Annotated in this window: 11 protein-coding genes; 9 read left to right on the plus strand and 2 right to left on the minus strand. The window is 74.3% G+C overall.

The features are described 5' to 3' along the window. The first annotated feature begins 11 nt into the window (after nt 1-11). From ACFO60_RS16140 to ACFO60_RS16170, 7 genes are all read left to right on the plus strand, one after another. Nucleotides 12-5,069: a DNA repair ATPase gene (locus ACFO60_RS16140; protein WP_380841091.1), complete on the plus strand. Its 5,058-nt coding sequence runs from the start codon at nt 12-14 to the stop codon at nt 5,067-5,069. A 252-nt stretch (nt 5,070-5,321) separates the two neighbouring features. Then, nucleotides 5,322-6,266: a nucleotide exchange factor GrpE gene (locus tag ACFO60_RS16145; protein WP_380841092.1), complete on the plus strand. Its 945-nt coding sequence runs from the start codon at nt 5,322-5,324 to the stop codon at nt 6,264-6,266. Nucleotides 6,267-6,269: 3 nt separating this feature from the next. Next, a complete protein-coding gene (locus ACFO60_RS16150) occupies nt 6,270-7,853 on the plus strand; it encodes an Hsp70 family protein (RefSeq protein WP_380841093.1) in 1,584 nt (527 codons plus the stop codon). A gap of 12 nt (nt 7,854-7,865) precedes the next feature. After that, a complete protein-coding gene (locus tag ACFO60_RS16155) occupies nt 7,866-10,568 on the plus strand; it encodes a fibronectin type III domain-containing protein (RefSeq protein WP_380841094.1) in 2,703 nt (900 codons plus the stop codon). Nucleotides 10,569-10,575: 7 nt separating this feature from the next. After that, nucleotides 10,576-11,745 (plus strand): TRAFAC clade GTPase domain-containing protein, encoded by a 1,170-nt coding sequence (locus ACFO60_RS16160; RefSeq protein WP_380841200.1) that lies wholly within the window; start codon nt 10,576-10,578, stop codon nt 11,743-11,745. Nucleotides 11,746-11,838: 93 nt separating this feature from the next. Then, on the plus strand, nt 11,839-14,226 hold the full coding sequence (locus ACFO60_RS16165) for a GAP1-N2 domain-containing protein (RefSeq protein ID WP_380841095.1): 2,388 nt from the start codon (nt 11,839-11,841) through the stop codon (nt 14,224-14,226). A 49-nt stretch (nt 14,227-14,275) separates the two neighbouring features. Beyond that, nucleotides 14,276-16,357: a TRAFAC clade GTPase domain-containing protein gene (locus ACFO60_RS16170; RefSeq protein ID WP_380841096.1), complete on the plus strand. Its 2,082-nt coding sequence runs from the start codon at nt 14,276-14,278 to the stop codon at nt 16,355-16,357. A 40-nt stretch (nt 16,358-16,397) separates the two neighbouring features. Here the strand turns inward: ACFO60_RS16170 and ACFO60_RS16175 are convergent, their stop codons facing one another. Continuing rightward, nucleotides 16,398-17,132: a hotdog fold domain-containing protein gene (locus ACFO60_RS16175; RefSeq protein WP_380841097.1), complete on the minus strand. Its 735-nt coding sequence runs from the start codon at nt 17,130-17,132 to the stop codon at nt 16,398-16,400. Between the two features lie 384 nt (nt 17,133-17,516). Here ACFO60_RS16175 and ACFO60_RS16180 point away from each other — a divergent pair, with 384 nt between their 5' ends. After that, on the plus strand, nt 17,517-18,071 hold the full coding sequence (locus ACFO60_RS16180; RefSeq protein ID WP_380841098.1) for a mycothiol transferase: 555 nt from the start codon (nt 17,517-17,519) through the stop codon (nt 18,069-18,071). Between the two features lie 209 nt (nt 18,072-18,280). Here the strand turns inward: ACFO60_RS16180 and glnA are convergent, their stop codons facing one another. Continuing rightward, complete coding sequence (glnA, locus tag ACFO60_RS16185) at nt 18,281-19,642, minus strand: type I glutamate--ammonia ligase (RefSeq protein ID WP_380841099.1); 1,362 nt, start codon at nt 19,640-19,642, stop codon at nt 18,281-18,283. 480 nt (nt 19,643-20,122) lie between these two features. Between glnA and ACFO60_RS16190 the strand changes: the two genes are divergently transcribed. Next, complete coding sequence (locus tag ACFO60_RS16190; protein ID WP_380841100.1) at nt 20,123-21,700, plus strand: expansin EXLX1 family cellulose-binding protein; 1,578 nt, start codon at nt 20,123-20,125, stop codon at nt 21,698-21,700. Nucleotides 21,701-21,767 lie beyond the last annotated feature (67 nt).

A 21,767-nucleotide genomic window follows, 5' to 3' on the forward strand; every position in this document is an offset into this window, starting at 1 on the left:
CGGCGGCCCCCGTGACCGGCCTTCTCACCGGCCCGCAGGACGCCACCCTGGACGCGGGCGCCTACGAGGTTCTGCGCACCCGGCTGGCGGAGCAGGCTGCCGAACTTGGCCGGCGGGCCGAGGCGCTCAACACCGAGCGCCTCGGCGTCTTCGGCGGCGCGGAGCTGCGCCTGGCCGGCGCCGAGCGCATCCGCACGCGCAACAACTGCGTGCCGCGCGACATCGTCGCCGTCGGCGGGCTCATGCTGTTCGGCTACAACGTGTTCGTCGGGATGCGTCCGGAGACCGCGGTCGAGGACGTCTTCTCCCTGCACCGGTTCGTGCGCGAGGGCGAGGCGTTCCGCTTCGAGGACGCGGGCGCGCAGGGCCTTGCCGGGCTGCTCGACGACCCCCGCTTCCGGCGCGACTTCGCCGAGCTGTACCGCTACTACCGGGAGACCCGCCTGCTGCGGCTGCGGCAGGCGGAGGGCAGGCTGCTGGCGGTCTTCCAGACGGGCCCGCGCACGCAGGACGTGCGCGTGCTGCGCTGGAGCCTCGCCCCCGACGGCGCGGTCTCCTACCTGGACGACCGCGGCGAGCGCGACGACGTCCTGCCCGCCTCGCACGACTTCGCCTGGACCGCGACGACGCGGGACGACCACGTCCCCGGACGCCATCCGCACATCTCCATCGGCGGGGAGGTGTTCGTCGAGACCGTCGGCGGCGATCTGACGATCAAGGTGGAGGACAACACCGAGACGGGCGAGGGCATCTACCGCGAGCCCGTCGACGAGCCGCTGCAGAGTCTGGCCGACGCCGATGTTCAGCACGCCAGGGTCGGGCCGCTGATTCTGCTGCGCGTCCGGCCGTACAAGGAGGAGCGGTGGCGGCACCTGGTGTACGACACCAGGACGCGGGCGGTGGCCCGCCTGGACGGCATCGGGCAGGCCTGCCGCCGCCTGCCCGAGGACCAGGGGATCATCTTCCCCGGCGGGTACCACCTGGCCACCGGCGTCACCAAGACCTTCGACGCCGACGTGGCCGGCCTCGAGTACGAGCGGGAGGTGCGCTCCCCCAACGGCGAGGACGTGCTGTTCGTCTTCCACGCCCGCGCCGAGGGCCGGAGCCTGCTGCTGCCGTACAACCTGATCCGCAAGGAGGTCGCCGGCCCGATCACCTGCCACGGTTACTCGCTGTTCGAGGACGGCACGCTCGTGGTGTTCCGCGAGGTGTCCGGTGAGCCGTCGCGGGTCCATCCGATGCAGGTGTGGCGGACGCCCTACCAGTCGGACGCCCACGCCGCCGTGCGCCCGGCCGGCACCGGCCCCCTGGAGCGGGTGGGCAACGCCGATCTGGTGCGGGGCATCTCCGACGCGCTGTCGATCAGCCGCATGGCCGGCGGGACGAGCCCGTCCGCGGCCGTCTTCGAGGCGCTCGTCGCCGCCTGCGAGCGGATGGCGGACCACTACCACTGGCTCGGCGACGCCGAGCTCGGCGACCTGCGCACCCCGCTCGCCGCGGTGCGCACGGCGGCCGGGCAGGCGCTGGAGGAGTTCGAGCAGGTGCGCGCGCTCACCGAGCGGGCCGCCGCCACGCTGGAGGAGGCCGCCGGGCGCGTCGCCTCCATGGTGCGGCGCCTGCGCGGCGAGGCGCCGGGCACGGCCGGCGAGTGGGTGGCGCGACTGGCGGAGCTGCGCCAGGCGCGGGGCCGTCTGGTCACCGTCCGCGAGATGCGTTACGCCGACCAGGCCAGGGCGGACGAGCTGGCGGCGGGACTCGCGGACGAGCTGGACGCGGCGGCGGGCAGGGCCGTCGAGTTCCTGCGGGGCGAGGACGCCTTCGCCGGCTACCACGCCGACGTCGAGCGGCTGGCCGCCGAGGCGGGCACGGTCGCCACCGCGGCGGGCGCGGCGCCCATCGGGCGGCGGCTCGACGATCAGGCGGAAGGGCTGGAGGTCCTCACCGAGGTCGTCGGCGGCCTGGACATCGCCGACGCCACGGTCCGCACGGCGATCCTGGAGCGCATCGGCGAGGTGCTCGCCGGGGTCAACCGCGCACGGGCCGTCCTGACCGGACGGCGCTCCGAGTTGCTCGCCGCCGAGGGCCGGGCGCGGTTCGCGGCGGAGTTCTCGCTGCTCGGCCAGGCCGCCACCGGGGCGATCGCGATGGCGGACACCCCAGAGCGGTGCGACGAGCAGCTCGGCCGGCTGCTGCTGCGGCTGGAGACGCTGGAGTCGCGTTTCGGCGAGTTCGACGACTTCCTGGCCCGGCTCACCGCCAAGCGGGAGGAGGTCGTCGAGGCGTTCACCTCGCGCAGGCACGCGCTGCTGGACGAGCGGACCCGCAAGGCCGGCCGCCTGGCCGCGTCGTCCGGGCGGATCCTCGCGGGCGTGCGCCGCCGGGCCGCCGCTCTGGCGTCCCTGGACGAGGTGAACGCCTACTTCGCCGCCGACCCGATGGTCGCCAAGCTGCGCGCCGTGTCCGCCGACCTGCGGGCGCTCGGCGACCCGGTGCGCGCCGAGGAGCTCGACGGGCGGCTCAAGGCCGCCCGCCAGGAGGCCGGACGCGCGCTGCGCGACCGTCTCGACCTGTACGGCGCGGACGGCAGGACGATCAGGCTGGGCGCGCACCGGTTCTCGGTCGACACCCGGCCGTTCGACCTCACGCTGGTCCCGCACGACGGGGCGCCGGCCTTCGCCATCACCGGCACCGACTACCTCTCCCCCGTGCGGGACGAGGACTTCGCGGCCACCCGCCCGTTCTGGGACCAGACGCTCGTGTCCGAGACGCCCCAGGTGTACCGGGCCGAGCACCTGGCCGCGTCGATCCTCGCCGACGCCGAGGCCGGCCGGGAGGGGCTGTCGCCGGAGGCGCTGCGCACGGCGGCGGTCACCGAGGGCGGGCTGCTCGCCGTGGTGCGCCGGGTGGCCGCGTCGCGCCTCGACGAGGGGTACGAGCGCGGCGTGCACGACCACGACGCGGCGGCGATCCTCGCGGTCCTGCTCCGCCTGCGCGCGGACGCGGGGCTGCTGCGCCATCCGCCGCGGGAGCGGGCGGCGGCCCAGCTGTTCTGGGCGTTCGGCGCCGACGAGGCGTCCAGGGGCGCCTGGTCGACGCGCGCGGGGTCGCTCGCCCGCGCCCGGGCCGCCTTCGGCGCGGCGGGGCCTTCGCGGGCGGCCGGGGAGCTGTGCGCCGAACTGGCGGACGCCATGGCCGGCTTCTTCCGCCGAACCGGGCCGATCGCCGGGGACGCCGACCTCGGCGTGGCCGCCGAGTACCTGTTCGAGGAGCTGGCAGAGGCGCGGGACGGGTTCGTCACGGGCGCGGGGGCCCGCGCCCTGCTCGCCCGGTTCCGCGCGGCCCTCGGCGGGCCGGAGTCCCCGGCCTGCCGCCGGTTCGAGGACGACGTGCGCGCGCTCGGCGACGACCTGGCCGCCAGGCACCAGCTCGTCCGCGCGTGGCTCGGCGCGCTGCCCGCCGCGGCCGCGCACGAGCCGGCCGAGGACGAGCCGGCCGAGGACGAGCCGGCCGAGGACGAGCCGGCCGAGGACGAGCCGGCCGAGGACGAGCCGGCCGAGGACGAGCCGGCGGAGGCGGTGGCGATCGAGCTCTGCGGCGACGCGCTGCGGCGCCACGACTCCTCGGCCGTGCTCGCGGCGACCGTCGAAGGGCTGCTCGGGACCCATCCCCGCGTCGTCGGGCGGCGCCTGCGCCTTCGGATCGACGAGTTCATGGCCCGCACCCGGCGCTTCCGCCTGGAGCGCGTGCCCGCCTTCCGCGCCTACCAGCGGCGGCGGGAGGAGCTGGTGGCGCGCGAGCGGGCGCGGCTGCGGCTGAGCGAGTACGAGCCCAAGGTGATGAGCGCGTTCGTGCGCAACCGGCTGCTGGACGAGGTCTACCTGCCGCTGATCGGCGCCAACCTCGCCAAGCAGCTCGGCGCCGCCGGCGAGACGCGGCGCACCGACCAGATGGGGTTGCTGCTGCTGATCTCCCCGCCCGGGTACGGGAAGACGACCCTGATGGAGTACGTGGCGAGCAGGCTGGGGCTGGTCTTCGTGAAGGTCGACGGGCCGGCCCTGGGCAGCGGCGTCACCTCGCTCGATCCCGCGCGGGCGCCGGACGCGACCGCCCGGCGCGAGGTGGAGAAGATCTCCTTCGCGCTGGAGATGGGCAGCAACGTCCTGCTCTACCTGGACGACATCCAGCACACCTCTCCGGAGCTGCTGCAGCGGTTCATCTCGCTGTGCGACGCCCAGCGGCGGATGGAGGGGGTGTGGGACGGCGCCGCCCGCACCTATGACCTGCGCGGCAAGCGGTTCGCGGTCTGCATGGCGGGCAACCCCTACACCGAGTCGGGCGGGCGGTTCCGCATCCCCGACATGCTGGCCAACCGCGCGGACGTGTGGAACCTCGGCGACGTCCTGTCGGGGCGGGAGGAGCTGTTCGCGCTCAGCTACATCGAGAACGCGCTCACCTCCAACCCCGTCCTCGCCCCGCTCGCGGCCAGGGACGGGGACGACCTCGCGTCGCTGCTGGACCTGGCGAGGGGCGGCCAGGCGGTGCGGCCGGACCGGCTCGCCCATCCCTACTCCGCCGCGGAGCTGGACCAGATCACCTCCGTGCTGCGCAAGCTGCTGCGGGTGCGGCAGGTCGTCCTGGCCGCCAACCAGGCGTACATCGCCTCGGCCTCGCAGTCCGACGCGTCGCGGACCGAGCCGCCGTTCCGGCTGCAGGGCTCCTACCGGAACATGAACAAGCTGGCCGAGCGCGTCGTGCCGGTGATGAACGACGCCGAACTGGACGCGGTGATCGACGATCACTACCTGGGCGAGGCGCAGACCCTCGCGGGCGCGGCGGAGGCGAACCTGCTGAAGCTGGCCGAGCTGCGCGGGACGATGACGCCCGAGCAGGCGAGGCGGTGGGCCGAGGTGAAGGCCGGCCACGTGCGCGCGGCGGCTCTGGGCGGCGAGGAGGGCGACCCGGTGTCCAGGGCGGTCGGCGCGGTCGGCCTGCTCGCCGACCGGGTCGGCGCCGTGGAGTCCGCCATCGAGCGGGCGGCCCGCCTCCTGACCGCCGACGATCTCGGCTGACATCGCCCGGCACGGAATGTACGTAACTAATGGGACCTATGGGATCTAAGTCATATCCAACCGAGAATTCCCTATGCCAAGCCGAGGAGGATGTATATACGGTGCAGGTCTTGCCTCCGAAAGCCCACCTCCACGGTGTCGATCAGTCCGACATATAGCTCATTATCGGACAGACGAATCTCTACCGGGCGGGGTCTTCGGTGGCCTAGAGTTACTGACGTCAGGAATGCATATTCCGCCGCGAGGAGATAGATGGCGCCTCCCCCCGAAGAGCCGCGCGAGCCCGCCGCAGACGGCGCGACGCCCTCCGCGCCCTCCGAGGGACGGCCCGACGCCGCCAGGGAGCTCTCGCGCCAGGTCGAAGAGCTCACCCGCCGGGTCGCCGCCCTCATCGAGGCCGCCGGGCGCGAACACGAGCGGGCGGCACACCGGGAGCAGGTCATCGACCGCCTGCACGCCGAGAACCAGCAGCTGCGCCACGGGCTGCTGCAGGAGGCGCTGACCCCGGTCAGGGCCCGCCTGTATCGCCTGCACGACACCGTGGCGCGCGAGGCGGCCCGCTGGCGAGGGCCGGCCCACCCGCCCGCCGAGCTGGCGGGGCCGCTCTTCTCGGCCATCGCCGAGGAGGTCGCCGAGGTGCTCGGGCGCACGGGCGCCGAGCGCGCCGGCGTCAGGGCGGGCGACGCCTACGACCCGGCCCTCCACCGGCCGGCCGGCACCAGCCCGGTGGCCGAGGAGGCCGACGGGACGGTCGTCGAGGTGCTGAGCGAGGCGTTCACGACGGGCGAACGGGTGCTGCGCAAGGCGTCGGTGGTCGTCGGGCGCGCCACCGCACCGGGCGACGGCACGGACACGGCCGTGAAGGCGGAGACCGACGCGGCCGTCAAGGCGGACGCGGGTCCGGAGGCGGACGCGGGCCTGAAGGCGGGCGCGGGCGTCAGGGCGGAGGCCGGCGCCGCGGAGACGACGGACGCCAGGGCGGAGGCGGGCGGGGACGCCGGGGCGGACCCCGGGGTGGCCGAGCAGGAGAAACCCGAAAATACGAAGAAACCGAAAAAGCCAGATAAAGCGGGCAACGGGGACGGCCCGGGGCAGCAGCGGGGCAACCGAAACGACGGCAAGGCCGGCAATGCGCGCGACGGGGCGAACGGCACCGCCGGACGCGCGGGCGGCGGCACGGAGAAGGGGAGCGAGTAGGCGATGGCTGTTCACGGGATAGACCTCGGTACGACGTATTCGTGCATCGCCTATGTCGACGACGTCGGGCGTCCCACGGTGCTGCGCAACATGGAGGGCAGCGACACCACGCCCTCGGTGGTCTTCTTCGAATCCCCCGGCAACGTCGTCGTCGGCGCCACCGCCAAGGACAGCGCGGTCCTGCACCCCGACCTCGTCGTCAGCCGCATCAAGCGCGACATGGGCCAGGACACCCCCCGTGTCAGGCACGGCAGGCCCTACACCCCCGAAGAGATCTCCGCGTTCGTCCTGCGCAAGCTGGCCGACGACGCCGCCACCGCGACGGGCGAGACGGTCGAGGACGTCGTCATCACCGTCCCGGCCTACTTCGGCGCGGCCGAGCGCGACGCCACCAGGAAGGCCGGGCAGATCGCCGGCCTCAACGTCATCGACATCATCTCCGAGCCGATCGCCGCGGCGATCACCTACGGCGTGCTCAACCCCGACACCGACCGCACGATCCTGGTGTACGACCTCGGCGGCGGCACCTTCGACACCACCGTGATGCGCATCCAGGGCGGGGACATCGAGGTCGTCTGCACCGACGGCGACCACGAGCTCGGCGGCGCCGACTGGGACGACCGGCTGGCCGAGCACCTGGCCGAGCGCTTCGGCGCCGAACACCCGGGCGCCGGCGACCCGCTGCTGGACAAGCACTCCGAGCAGCAGCTGCGCCGCGACGCCGAAGACCTGAAGAAGACGCTGTCCACCCGCGCCCACCACGTCGTCCGCGTCATGCACGAGGGCAGGGTCAGCACGGTCGAGCTGACCCGCGAGGCCTTCGAAGAGCTCACCCGCGACCTGCTCGACCGCACCATCGAGATCACCCGGCGCACCATGGAGACCGCCGCGGCCAAGGGGGTGCGCGCCTACGACCACCTGGTGCTGGTCGGCGGCTCCACCAAGATGCCCGCGGTCACCGAGGCGCTGCAGAAGGAGTTCCAGCTCACCCCGCGCCTGCAGGACCCCGACCTTGCCGTCGCCAAGGGCGCCGCGCTCTTCGCCTTCGAAGAGACCTACCGGCGCCTGATGCGGGCCGGCGAGCCGGCCAAGGCCCAAGAGATCGCCGAGCGGGCGGGGCTGAGCGCCGAGCAGCAGGAGCAGATCGCCGGGCGCACGATCAAGACGGTCGCCTCGCGCGCCTTCGGCATCATCGTCACCGACAAAGAGAGCAGGCGCCGCAGCGTCGAGCACCTCGTCCACGCCAACGACGCGCTCCCCTCCGGCGTCACGCAGGACTTCTACACCATCGACGCCGGGCAGACCGGGGTCACCATCGAGGTCATGGAGCAGGCCGGCACCGCCGAGTCCGAGGAGGTCGAGGACAACGGCCTCATCGCCGAGGGCGTGCTGAAGATCCCCAAGGGCAAGCCGGCCGGGTGGCCGATCGAGGTCACCTTCGCCCTGGACGGCTCCGGGCTGCTGCAGGTCACCGCCCGCGAGCGCGAGACCGGCGAAGAGCTCGAGCTCCGCATCCAGATCGGCGGCATGTCCGAGGAGGACGTCGCCGAGTCCCGGGCCGCCCTGTCCCGCGTCCAGGTCAGCTAGCCAGGCGGTCGTATGGCGTTCGACGAGCAGCGTTACACCCGGGAGGTGCTGGAGCCCGCCCGCGAGGCCGGCGGGCTCCCGCCGGAGGACCTGCGCGTCCGCTACCAGCTCAGCGAGGCGATGACGGCCGCGCAGGTCGCCGACACCGTCCGGCAGGTGCGCCAGTGCTGGCGGCGGGCCCGCGGCATGCTCAAGTACAAGCGGCTGGCCGACCGGCTGGAGGCCGACCACGCCCGGTTCTCCCCGATCTTCTCGGCCGCCGCCGAGGGCGACCTCACGCCGTTGCGCGAGGCGCTCGGCGACTCCGAGCGCAGGGCGGCGCGCAGGCTGGCGGGGGCCGGCGGACGGCTGGAGGACGCCGCGGGCCGGCTTCGCATGCTCTCCCCCGCGCTGCTGTCCACCATCGCCCGCTCCAGCGGCGTCAGCCAGGAGGAGGCCGTCCGGCTGGCCGCCGAACGGTCGATCGAGGTCCGCGAGCCCGACGCGCTGCCCGACGCCGCCCCCTACCCGGGGTTCGCCAAGGTGCGCGAGGCGCTGGAGGTGCTCGGCGCGCCCCACCTGGGCCGGTTCCTGTTCGGCGACCGGTGCGCCGAGATGCGGGTGCTCGGCGGGTTCGCCGTCGAAGGCGGCGGCTCGGTGCCCGACGCCATCGCCGAGGTGGGGCGCCACTGGGCCGCCCGCACCCGCGGGCCGTGGACGATCAGCGCCGACACGGTGCTGGCCGCCCTGCGCAACTCCCCCGACCCCGCGGCGCTCATCCGCTACGACATCGTCGCCCGCCTGCGCGAACGGGTCCGCGAGCACCCCTACGACGACACGCTGCTGCGCCACGCCACGACCGAGCTCGACCTGGACGCCGGGGACGCCCGAAGGCTGATCTTCGCGGTCCGCGGCGAGGGCGGGCTCGGCGGCGGCGCGGCGACGCGGCTGCGCGAACTGGTCGACGCGGGCGAGATCCACGCGGCGGCCGACTTCGCCGAGGCGCTGGAGCCGGGCGCGCTCGCCGGCGAGGCCGCCGAGCTGGCCACCGAGGTGCGGGCCCGGCTCGCGCAGGCCGTCCGGCTCAGAGACCGGGCGCGGGCCGCCCTCGACTCCGACGACGCCTGGCTCGCGCTGCGCGACGCCCTGCAGCGCGTGCCCGACCTGCCCGGCGCCACCGAGCTGCTCGCCCGGCTGGCCCCCCATCCGGCGCGGGCCGTGCGCGCCGCCGTCCAGGGCGAAGGGGTGAGCCTGGTCTGGCAGCCCTCGCCGTCGCGGGCCGGCCGCATCGTCTACGACGTCTACCGGGACGGCATCCTGCTGGCGACGGCCGACCGGCCCTCCGCGCGCGACGACGGGCCGCCGGTCAACACCCCGGTCACCTACTGGGTGGTGGCCCGCAGGGACGAGGCCGTCGCCATGCCCGCGCTCGCCGCCTCGGTGGTCGTCCGGCCGGAACCCGCCGACCTGCGGCTGACCGCGGGCGACGGGGTGGTGTCCGGCCGCTGGACCCGGCCGGCCGAGGCCACGCGGGTGATCGTCACCCGGGACGGGCGCCCGGTGCCCGCCGGCGACACCGGGTTCCGCGACCGGGACGTCGCCAACGGCACCAGCTACAGCTACACCGTCTGCGCCGTGTACGCCGATCCGGACGGCGAGGTCGTCACGCCCGGCGTCCGGCGCACGATGACGCCTCTCGGACGGCCCCGGCCGGTCGCCGACTTCACCCTGCGGCCCGACCCGTCGGCCCCGGGCACGTTCCTCGTCCACTACGAGGAGCTCGCGACCGGCGCCCTTGAGATCGTCGGACTCGACGCGACGCCGCCCTGGCCGATGGGCACCACCCTGTCGCTGGCCGAGCTGCGCGCCGCCACCCGCGCGATCCCGACCGCGCCCACCAGGGACGGCCAGTCCATCCGCCCCGGCGGCGGCCAGGGCGTGCTGCTGGCGGTCACCGTGTCCGGCGAGCTCGCCACGGTCGGCGCGCACATCGAGCACGTGAACCTGGCCCCCCCGGCCCGGCTGACCGCCCAGCGCCGCGGCGTCACGGTGTACGTCGGCTTCGTGTGGCCGCCGGACGTGCCCGAGGTCGAGGTGCGCTGGAACGGCCGCAGCATGATCGTCAACTCGGCCGCCTACCGGGCTCAGGGCGGGGTGCGGCTGGACGTCCCCGAGGGCGAGCCGGTCACCGTCGAGGTCGCCCCCACCTCCATGGTGCGCGGCGAGCGGGTGCGCGGCGCCGCCGTCAGCCTGCGGCTGCCGGGCCGCGTCCCGGTGCGGTACGACCTCAGCCAGCAGGGGCCCGCGTGGCGGCGCTCGCTGGTGGTCGAGGTCACCGCCGACCGGCCCGTGCGCCTGCGCCGCCTGGCGCTGGTGCTCAAACCCGGGCACGTCCAGCCCAAGTCCGCCGACGACGGCATCCTGCTGGACGACTGGAACGACCTGGAGATCCCCGCCCGCCTCGTCGTCGCCGCCCCGCGGCAGGCCAAGCCCTACTGGCTGCGCTGCTTCGCCGAGGGCGCCGTCGAGGTCGCCCGTGCGCGGGGCTCCTACGGCGACACGCCGGCCACCGGCTTCCATCCCGTTCACGGGCCCGGCCCGTCGTTCGGCGCCGGCGGGTTCGGCGACGACGAGCCCGGCCCGGCCTTCGCCGACGGGGACGCCTCGGTCTTCGCCGGCCCCGGTGGCGAGGTCACCCTGATCGACCCGCCGGTCCGGCGGATGAAGGTGGGATGACCCCTTGGTGATCACCTGCCCGTTCTGCTTCGCGCGGCTCGATCGCAACCGCATCGCGTTCCGCTGCGCGGGCAGGTCCGGCCGCGGCGGCGGATGCGAGGCGGTGCTGGACGAGACCCTCGCCGACTACCTCGGCTCGCCCGCCGCCGCGTCGCTGCCCCCGGTGTTCTCCGTGCGCAGGCCGGGACGCCGGGCCGACTGCCCGCGGTGCACCCGCTCCACCGGGTGGCGGGTGTGCCCCGAGTGCCACAACCGCCTGCCCGCCGAGTACTGCGCGAACCCCGGGAAGATCGTCGCCCTGGTCGGGGCGAAGGGGTCGGGCAAGAGCACCTACATCGCCGTGCTGCTGCATGAGCTGACCAACCGGGTCGGAGCCGAGCTGGACTCCTCGCTGGTCGCCTGCGACGACCGCACGATCGCCCGCTACAAGCAGGACTTCGCCCGCCCGCTGTACGGCGAGCAGCGGCTGCTCGCCACCACGCGGCCGGCGGCCACCGAGCCCCGCGACCCGCTGGTGTACCTGCTCACCCGCACCGTCCCCGGACGGCTGCGTTCCAAGACGATGTCGCTGACGCTCGTGCTCTTCGACACCGCCGGTGAGGACCTCCGCAGCCGCGAGTCCACCGAGACCCACCTGCGCTACCTCAACGCCGCCGACGCGATCGTCTTCCTCGTGGACCCGCTGGAGCTGCCGGGGGCGAAGGCGTCGCTCAGCGGCATCGCCGCGGCCAGGAGCGGCGTCAACGCGGGCGACCCCGACAGCGACCCGATCAACGTCATCAGCCGGGTCACCGAACTGCTGCGCGACCGCGCGGGGTCCGGGCGGCTCAAGGTGCCGGTGGCGGTGGCGCTGAGCAAGATCGACGCGCTGCAGGAGGACATGGACGCCCAGTCGGCCCTGCACCGGGCCCGCACCCCGTCCGGCACGCTCGACCTGGACGACCGCGAGGCCGTCCACGAGCAGATCAGGGCGCTGCTGGACGAGTGGCAGGCCGGCATGGTCGACCGCTACCTGCGCCAGCACTTCATCGACTTCGCCCTGTTCGGCCTGTCCGCCCTCGGCGGGGTGCCCGGCGCCGACGCGGTCGGCCCCGGCGGCATCCGCCCCTACCGCGTCGAAGACCCGCTGCTATGGCTTCTGCACCGCTTCGGCATGCTCGCCGGAGTCCGCCGATGACCAGCCCGCCCTCCCCCGGGCTCCCCCGCCCCCGGCCGCCCTCCGCCCCCTCGACACGCGAGAGGGCTCGACGGCGAGAGGGGGTGGGCGGTGATGGCATGGCAGTTGCACTACACCTCGGCTGAGGCGGGGCCCGCCGGACGGGCGGGGTTCCAGTTCGTCGCCGAGTCGCCGGGACTGCCGCCCGGCCTGACCGGCAAGGTCGCGCCCTACCTGTCCTACCGGCCGCCGCCCGGCGCGCCGCTCGCCCCCACCCCCGCGGAGGTCGCCGGCCTGCCCGTCGCGCTGGCCTACGGGCCGGTCGGCGCCCAGTGCGTCCTCACCCGGTGCGTCTACCTCGGGCAGGACTACTCCGGCCGGTACGGCAACTACCTCGGCCATGCCGTCGTCGCCGAGCCCGACGAGCTGACGGGCGTGCGGCCGGTCGAGTTCTGGCGGGCCGCCCTGTGGTCCGACCTGCCCGCGCCCGCCGGCGCTCCCCTGCCCGCGCTCGCCGACCTGCCGCCGGGCGACCAGGTCGACCCCGAGTCGCTGGCCTCCTGGCTCGCCGCCGGCGGCGAGAACGCCTACGCGCGGCTCGGCTCGCTGCTGCAGACCGTGGTCAGGGCGCTCTCACAGGGCCACGGGCGCGTGGTGCTGGTGTGCGCCGACGTGGAGGAGATCGTGCGCTGGATCGGCGTGATCTCCTACTCGCTGCCGTGGCAGGTGGCCGCGCGGCTGCCGTTCTGCACCTACAGCGCGGATCCGGGCGCGGCGCCGCAGCTCATCGTCGGGACGACGCCCGACGTCTGGCTGCCCTCCGACATCGACGCCGCCGTCGTCCGGCTGGAGGACCCGCCGCCGGCGGCGGGCGTCCCGCTCGGCCGCTTCGCCCGTACGGTCGCCGACTGCTGGCGGCGCCTGGACCTGGCGGGCATCGACGCCATCGGCGAGCTGCGTTCCGCGGGCGGCATGGACGAGGCCGGCGATTTCCAGCCCGAGACCAGCGCGGCCCTGCTGGCGTTCTGCCGCGGCGACGACAGCGTGACCTCCGAGGAGCAGGCGGCCATCGCGCGCATGCTCTCGGCGGACCTTCCCGAGTGGTTGTGGACCGACCTCGGGCGCGTGTGCGACCGGATGGACTACGAGCTGGCCGCGGCCGCACGAGCTCTCGCGCCCGCCGAGACCGCCGAACTGTGCGCCGCCCGCTGCGCCGTCCTCGCCCTGCGCGACCCCGCGCTGCCGCCCCCCGCGCCCCCGGCGTGGCCGCGGACCCGCGAGACGCTACGCGAGGAGGCCGCCCGGGCGCTCGCGGCCGTGCGCGACATGGACGGGCTCGCGCGGCTCGCCGCCACGGCCGGCGCGGTCGGCGCGCCCGTCGAGGAGGCCCACCTCGCCGCCGCGGCCCGTGCCGTCGCCCGGGACGGCACCGGCGACCTCGGGCCGCTGCTCGACCGGACACCGCCGGACATGCGGGAGGCCGTGCTCGCCGGCACGCTCCTCGGCCTGGAGGAGTCGTCCCCGGCGGTGCGCGACCGGATGCTGACCGACGACGTGTGCGACCGGCTGGCCTCGCGCGACCTGTCGTCCGCGCCGCTCACCGGGACGGCGGTGATCCTGGCGCGGGTGCGGCGAGAGCGCGTCGCCCGCGTCGAGGCCACCGTCAAGCTGATCGATCTGCATCTGGCCGCGGCGACCGCCTTCGCGTCCGGCGCCCGACCTGCCTCGCCCGCCGCCGCTCACGCCGCCGCTGCCGCCGGGGAGGCGCCCGCCGGGGAGCCGGATGCCGGCAGGTCCGGCGCGGCGGAACCGGACGCGGGGGTACTCGACGCGGCGGTCCTGTCGGTGTGGGAGGAACCGCCCGGCCATGCCGAATGCGCGGCACTCGTGCACAGGCTCGGCGCCGCCATGGGGCGGTCGTCCCGTCTCAGCGACCTGCCCGCGCGCACGTTCCTCGCCGGAGGCGTCGAAGGCCCGGACGCGGTACGACTGGCCGAGCTGGTGCGGGACACCGTGCCCGGATACCCCGCCGCGGACGCCGAGGTGGTGCTGCTGGTGGCCGGTGTCCGGGACGCCGCCGACCCGGCGCGCGCCGCGGCGGTGCTGCGCCGGCTCGAGGACCTGCGGCCCGAGGCCGACGAGGAACTGCTGGAGGAGGGCCTCGCCTGCGCCGCCCGGGCCGTGGCCGAGCGCGATCCGCGGTTCCGGGCGGAGGTCGTCAAGCAGCTGCCCGCCCTCGCCCGGGCCGGCCTCGCACGCTGCTGGATGGACGCGCGCAGGACCAGGGACGATCAGGCGGCCCTGCTCGAGATCGCCGTGCGGCTGCACCTGGCCGACACGACGGTGCCCGAGCTGGACGCCTGGGCGAGAGCGCAGCTCAACAGCTGGTCGCTGTTCGGTTCGGCGGAGTCGCGCTTCAAGCACGACCCCGAGCTGGCCGCCGCGCTCAAGGACATGGCGAAGGGCCGGCGCGGCCGTCCATGGCAGCGGGAATCCCGATGAACGCCCGCACGGCGGTGAACCCGGGTGGCCGGGAAGCGAGGGCGGGCTGATGCCGGTCGTCGTCGTCTTCCTGATCGCCCTGTGGGCCGTGTGCATGTACTTCGGCCTCCTGTACGGCTTCCCGGTCGTCGCCGCGCTCACTCTGGCCGCCGCCACCCTGGCCGGTCTCGGCCACTACTTCCTGCGCGCCGGGCGGGTGCTGCTGCCGGTCACGGCACGCGGGGCCTCCCCCGTCGCCGCCGGAACCCCCGAGGTGAAGGCGAGCCCGGGCGCTCCGCAGGAGGAACGGGACCCCGCCTACCGCCACTATCTGTTCGGCCAGGTCGCGCTCGACTGGTGGCGGACCCAGCGTTCGGCCGTCCCGGCCATGGGGCAGGCCGCACGGCTCGCGGTCGCCGCCGTCACCCGGCGGCTGATGAGCAACGTGCAGGGCTTCTTCGTCTTCCCCATCTGGCTCGGCCTGGTCGTGGGCGTCGCCGCGGCGGCGATCCCGCTGGCCGCCGTCGCGGCGGCGCTCACCGCCGCGTACGCGCTGGTGGCGGTGGCGGGGCTGGTGCTGTGGCTGGCCTGCCTGCTGCTGCTGCTCGGCGTGGAGACGGTCTTCATGCGGGTGCGGCGGATCCTGCAGACCTGCCCGCACCCCCAGTGCTACGCGCGCATCAGCCTGCCCGAATACGCCTGCCCCACCTGCGGACGGCGGCACCGGCACCTGCGGCCGAACCGCGACGGCGTCTTCCGGCACGTGTGCCGGTGCGGCACCCGGCTGCCCACCGCCATCGTCCTCGGCCGCTTCCGGCTCCCGGCGTACTGCCCCGAATGCGGGCGCGCGCTGCCGCCCCGCATCGGCAGGGCGCGCATCGAGCCACTGCCCTTCATCGGCGGGCCCGACGCGGGCAAGACGACGTTCATGGTGCTGGCGATCAACGCGCTGCACCGGGTGGTGAAGGACGCGCAGGGCCGGGCGGGCTTCGTGGTGGAGGGCGACGAGATCGCGTTCTCGCGCCTGCGCCGGGAACTGCGGCTCGGCAAGGTGTCCAAGACCACGACACGCGCCCCGTCGGCGACCATGGTGGACGTCACCCTGCCCGGCTCCCGCACCCGCAGCGGCAACCGCATCCTGTACCTGTTCGATCCCTCAGGAGAGGGGTTCACCGGCGCCACGCAGGTGGAGGCGATGAGCTACCTGGCGCACGGCGAGGCGATGCTGATCGTCGTGGACCCGTTCGCCCTGCCGCTGGTGCAGCACGGCCTCTCGGACGCCGAGCGGCACGCCCTCCAGCGCGCCGGCGTCGTGTTGTCGCCCGAGGATCCTTCCGACACCTTCCAGCGGGTCAGGAACGAACTGGCCGCCCGGGCCGACGGCGGGCGGCAGAAACGCGTCGCCGTGGTCGTCACCAAAGTGGACCTGCTGCACGCGACGGCCGTCGGCCATGACGCCGACCGGCTGCCGGAGTGGTTCGACGGCGTCGGCCTGGGCAACATGGTCCGCGACCTGGCGAGGACGGCCGCCGAGGTGCGCTACCTGGCCTCGGGCCTCCCGGCCGACGAGGCCGCCATCGCCGAGCTGCTGGCGTGGCTGATCGACCTTCCCCTGAACGGCTCTCAGCCCGCGGGCGACGAGCACCCGCCCGCCGCCGCCCCGGGTCCCGGGGCTGAGAGGGGCTCCGCCGGGAGCACCGGCCCCCTCCTGGCCGGTGAGCCGCCCGCGACCGGCGAGAACTCCCTGAACGGGGACGCCGGCCACGCCGAACGGCGTTCCCGCGCCCGCGCCACGGACCTCCTCGAGAGGCCCGGCGACCGCGACGACGACCGCCCGCCGGCCGCGCGGAACGCCCGCAGCGGCCCCACGGCCCCGGATGCCGGCGACGACGCGGACATCAAGAGCGACGCGGACACCAGGGACGACGCGGACCCGGAGGGCGGCCCCGGCACGGAGGAGGAGGCCGAGCTGACGACGGCCGACCTGCGCGGGCCGTGGGCGCCGAGCAGAGGCGCCGAGGACCGCGTGCCGCTGACCTACCGGCTGCTGCGCTGGTCGGTCTTCGGCGCCTCCACCCTGCTCGGCGCGGGCGTCCTGGCCCTGCTGGTCGTCTGGGCCATCTCGCTGATCCGCATGGCCCTGCCCCTCTGACCCCCGCGTCCCGGGCAAGTCAGGCGGAATGCCGGGCCGGTCAGGCGGGGATGATCCAGGTGGCCTTGGCCGCGGCCACGAGGGTGCCGTCGACTTCGTACACCGCGCTCTCACCGAAGAGCTTGCGTCCTTCCCGGCCCGTGGAGCGTGCCACGACCGAGTAGGTGCCGTTCGGGTACACGCGCCGGAAGACCTGCGCCGTGATGCGCCCGAGCAGGCCCGGACCTCCGGCGTCGGCGTTCGCCCAGCCGGACGGGCAGTCCAGCGCCGCCCACACCAGGGCGTCGGGGACGATGCCGTCGTCGTCCGTCACCGTCACCGGCACCCGCCAGCCGGCCGCGACCAGGTCCGTGCCGTCGACCGGGCCGGGGAAGATCCGCAGTCCGTCGCCCGGGTCGCGCAGGCCGCAGACGAAGCAGCCGGGCACCGGGTGGTGACCGGTCAGACCGGCGAACCCCGCCTCGGCGCGGGCCGCGTCCGTGAAGGGCACGAACGGGGGCGGCGTCACGTCCAGCGCCACGGGGATGGCCTCGGCGAGCAGCCCGCCGTCGTGGTAGAGCGACGCGGAGTTGGCCATGTGGCCGATGGCGAGCTCGGTGTCCAGGGGGATCGGCCGGTGGAGGGTGACCTCCAGCGCGTGCGCGCAGTCCGGCATGCCCGCGAGGGTCGCCGCCAGTGTGCCCGCCGCCCAGCCGCCGTTCGCGGTGCCCTCGGGACCGCGGAAGCGCGCCGGTACGGTGAGCGCGGTCTGCACACCTGCGGACGTCGTTGTCATGCGGTAGCACCCCCCATGCTGCTCCCAACAGGAGCAATAGACCGTAAATTCCGTTAGATGCCGTCAGATTTTATCTGTAGAGCTTGATCACCATTGCACCAGGTGACGGTGACGGGGCCGTTAGCCGGGAGTAACGGCGGCATGACGCTCGAAAGGGCGGTCGGCGGGCAGGCCCACCACCGCCGGCCGAGCCGCCGACCCTCGCGGCAGAAGCGGTACGACCACCCCAACAGCCACGACCACGACGCCATTCCAGGTTGACCAGGCCATTCCAGCGGCGATCGCATCTCACGCTCGCCCGGGCGTCCAACGGGATCGGCGATCTGCCACTGCTGCGCTCCAGGCCGATGGCGGGTCCGAGCCCGCCTGTGCCACGGTTACGTCATGACCGATGCTCCTTGGGAACCGCCACTGGCCGGCGACGAGACCGCGCACCTGCTGGGCGCGCTCGAGCGACTGCGCACCACCTTCCGCTGGAAGGCCGACGGCCTGGACAAGGACGGGCTGCGGACCCGCGTCGGCGCCTCAACGCTCACCCTCGGCCGCCTCCTCAAGCACCTGGCCGTGGTGGAAGACCACATGTTCGACCTCAAGTTCCAGGGCAAGCCGCTCGGCTCACCGTGGGAGGAGGACTGGGAGGGCGGCGACGACTGGCCGTTCACCTCCGCCGACACCGACAGCCCCGAGCACCTGTACCGGCTCTGGGACGACGCCGTGGCCCGTTCGCGCGCCACGCTCGAGACCGCCCTGACCGGCGGCGGCCTCGACCAGCTCGCTCACATCTCGACTCCGGACGGGCGGCACGCCAGCCTGCGCCGCCTGGTCTGCGACCTGATCGAGGAGTACGGCAGGCACACCGGCCACGCCGACCTCCTGCGAGAGGCGGTCGACGGCCGGACAGGCGAGGACCCTCCCCCCGGCTGGCACCCGGTGAGCTGAGCCCCGGTCGTCGATCACGTCGGCATGCCCGAAGCGGGTGCTCAAGTGGCCGCGAGAGGGGGCCGGCCGGATGAGAGCCGGAACAGGCCGTCCCTCACGAGAAGCCACGGACGGACGGCCAGGGCCGAGGAAAGGCGCTGGGCCGGGCGTTCGCCCCGGCCCAGCGCCCTGTGCCTCGTGTCCGACGACGAATCGTCCCTGAACCGCGTTTACAGGACCGGCAGGTAGCGGCCGAGTTCGAACTCGGTGACCTGGCGGCGGTACTCGTGCCACTCGGCGCGCTTGTTGCGCAGAAAATAGTCGAAGACGTGCTCGCCCAGGGTCTCGGCGACCAGTTCGCTGCGCTCCATGGTAGTGATGGCCTCGTCCAGGCTCTGCGGCAGCGGCTCGATGCCGAGGGCGCGACGCTCGGCGCTGGTCAGCGCCCACACGTCGTCCTCGGCGCCGGGCGGCATCTCGTAGCCGCCCTCGATGCCCTTCAGGCCTGCGGCGAGGATCACCGCGTACGCCAGGTAGGGGTTGCACGCGGAGTCCAGCGAGCGGAACTCGACCCGGGTGGAGTTGCCCTTGTGCGGCTTGTACATGGGGACGCGCACGAGCGCGGAGCGGTTGTTGTGCCCCCAGCTGATGTAGCTCGGCGCCTCTCCCCCGAGCCCGGCGATCGCCTCGGCCCCGCCCCACAACCGCTTGTAGGAGTTGACCCACTGGTTGCAGACGGCGGTGATCTCGGCGGCGTGCCGCAGCAGGCCGCCGATGAAGGACCGGCCGATCTTGGAGAGCTGGTAGTCGGCGCCCGGCTCGTAGAAGGCGTTGCGGTCGCCTTCGAACAGCGACATGTGGGTGTGCATGCCGGAGCCGGGATGGTCGGTGAAGGGCTTGGGCATGAACGACGCCCAGATGCCCTGCTCGAGGGCGACCTCCTTCATGACCAGCCGGAAGGTCATGATGTTGTCGGCGGTCGTCAGCGCGTCGGCGTACCGCAGGTCGATCTCCTGCTGGCCCGGGGCGCCCTCGTGGTGGCTGAACTCCACCGAGATGCCCATGGCCTCCAGCATCATGATCGCGTTGCGGCGGAAGTCATGGCCGGAGCTGTGCGGGGTGTGGTCGAAGTAGCCGCCGGAGTCGTTCGGCACCGGCTTCTGCCCTCCCTCCGGCCGCTCCTTGAGGAGGAAGAACTCCACCTCGGGATGGGTGTAGAAGGTGAAGCCCATGTCGGCCGCCTTGGCCAGCGTGCGCTTGAGCACCCAGCGAGGATCGGCGTGCGAGGGCGAGCCGTCCGGCATGAGGATGTCGCAGAACATGCGGGCGGCGCCCGGCGTCTCGCTGCGCCACGGCAGGATCTGGAACGTCGACGGGTCGGGCTTGGCGAGCATGTCCGACTCGTACACGCGGGCGAAGCCCTCGATCGCCGACCCGTCGAAGCCGATGCCTTCGGCGAACGCGCCTTCGAGCTCGGCGGGGGCGATCGCCACGGATTTGAGGAACCCGAGCACGTCGGTGAACCACAGCCGGATGAACCGGATGTCGCGTTCTTCGAGCGTACGGAGCACGAATTCCTGCTGGCGGTCCAAGGCATCCCCTTCTGCCGGACGGTGTTCGGACACCATCGTCGTCTCGCTGAGCCAGTCTCTGAATCGGCGGAAGACATGTCTGGTCATCTACCAGTCTGCCCGCTTGGTGTTTCGCACACGTTACGCGGGTCCGTAGTGAGGAGCGACGCCGGCACCTCCCGCCGTTCTCCATCCATCCGGACGCCTTCGGACGCCTCAGACCATCTTCGGCCCAATGCCTCCGGCGGGCCACCACCTGCCCGCTTCACCTCCCGCACCTGCTCGCGCCCGCCTTCGGGCCTTCTCGACGCCTCGCGACTCCACCTGTGGAGTCGGCGCCGCGTCCACCCTCGATGGGCTTCGCGCATCTCGGTCACCGAATGCCCTGCGATCGGCATTCCACACCGGACACGAGACAAGAGCAGCCGGCGGTTGCTTAATGTGACAGCATGGTGCCGTTCCGCATTCGTCAAGGCCCGACTTCCGGCGAGGAGAGCGCACATGGAGGCGGATCGGCGGCACGCCAGGCCCGCGCCCCTGAGACGACGGCCACGGCCCTGGGTGAAGGCCGCCCATGAGAAGGCGAGGGCGACGCGGCACGACGCGCCGCGTCTCCCGCGGGCGGCGGGCTGGCAGCGGCTGATGTGGGCGCTGGCGATGGGCAGCGCGCTCACGATGGTGGCGCTCGGCGCCCAGGCCGGCCGCAACGCCGCCTGCGCCGCCGCGGCGCCGGGCCCCGACCGGCCGGCGGGCCTGCTGCGCACGCTCAGCGGCGACTGCTCGCTCACTGGGGCCGTGCAGGGCGACCTTGTCGCCGCGGTCTCCCCCGCGGAGTACGCCGGCTCGGCGGCCTGCGGGGCGTATCTCGACGTCACCGGCCCGCGCGGCATCGTCCGCGTCCAGGTCGTCGACGAGTGCCGGTCGTGCGCGGCCGGAGAGCTCGACCTCAGCCGCCCCGCGTTCGCCCGCATCGCCGCTCCCGGCCACGGCGTCGTGCCGGTCGACTATCACCGGGTGCGCAATCCCGAGGTCGCCAGGCCCGTCGCCTTCCGCCTCAAGCGGGGGTCCTCCGCCGACTGGCTGGCCATCCAGGCCGTCGACCACGGCAACCCCCTGCGCCGGCTGCAGATCCTCCGCGGCGGCCTCTGGCGCGACCTGTCCCGCGCGTCCGACAACTATTGGGTGGCCGGCGACGGGGCGGGGGCCGGCCCGTACAGCGTCCGCATCACCGACGTGTACGGGCAGCGGCTGGTCGCGACCGGCATCCACCTGTCGCCCGGCGGCCTGCAGCGCACCACGCGCCGGCTGTACGCCCCGTCGTCCTCCTCCCCCGCTCCGTCCACGTGGGGGGCCGCGGCGCGGCGCACGGCGGGCAACATGCCCGCGCGCAGGGCGGGCGGGCCATCTCACGAGGGTGGCGACGCCTCGTCGTCCGCCGCGGTCCCGCCGCGGGGCGCCTTCGCCCCTTCCGGCGGCCCAGGGCCGTCCGGGGCGGGGTCCCGGCATGGCGGCGGCGGGGACACCGGCGGGCCGTCCGCCGGCGTCCCCGCCGATCGCGCCCGCCCGGAGGACGGCACGACCGCGAACGTCCCTCCTGGTGACGGCACGACGGGGAGCGGTGCGCCCGGGGGGCGGACGCCCGGAAACGGAACGACGGCGAACGGCTCGACCTCGCACGGCTCGGCCCCGAACGGGGGGACCCGAAACGGAGAAACCGAGGAGGTCCGCCCGGGGGGCCTCCCCGGCCCAGGGGTGAGACCCTCTCCGGAGGGAACCTCCGGCGGCGGTCCCCGGCCGGACGCCTCCTCTGATGCCCCCGGGCCCCCGGGCGCCCGTCCGGCGGATCCTCGCCCGGGCGGTACGGCGCCCATCGCCGGAGCCGCCGGGCGGCCCGGCGGCACGGCCTCCGGGGGGATGCCCGGCGACGGCGGAGAGTCCTCACGGGCCGTGGCCGACGGGCCGGGGCGCGAGAACGGCGCCGCCCGGGGCACCCTCGACGTCTACCCCGGCGGCTCGAGTCCCGCGGCCGGCCGCGCCCCGCTCACCGCCCTCCCCTCCGTCCGCCCCTTCTTCTGCTGAGCTTCTGCTGATCCCCCGCCTTCGGCTGGAGGTCGCTCCCGTCCTCCAGCCGAGCCGCTCTCGTCGC

The sequence above is a fragment of the Sphaerisporangium dianthi genome, from assembly GCF_042654065.1.
GTDB classification, from domain to species: Bacteria; Actinomycetota; Actinomycetes; order Streptosporangiales; family Streptosporangiaceae; genus Sphaerisporangium; species Sphaerisporangium dianthi.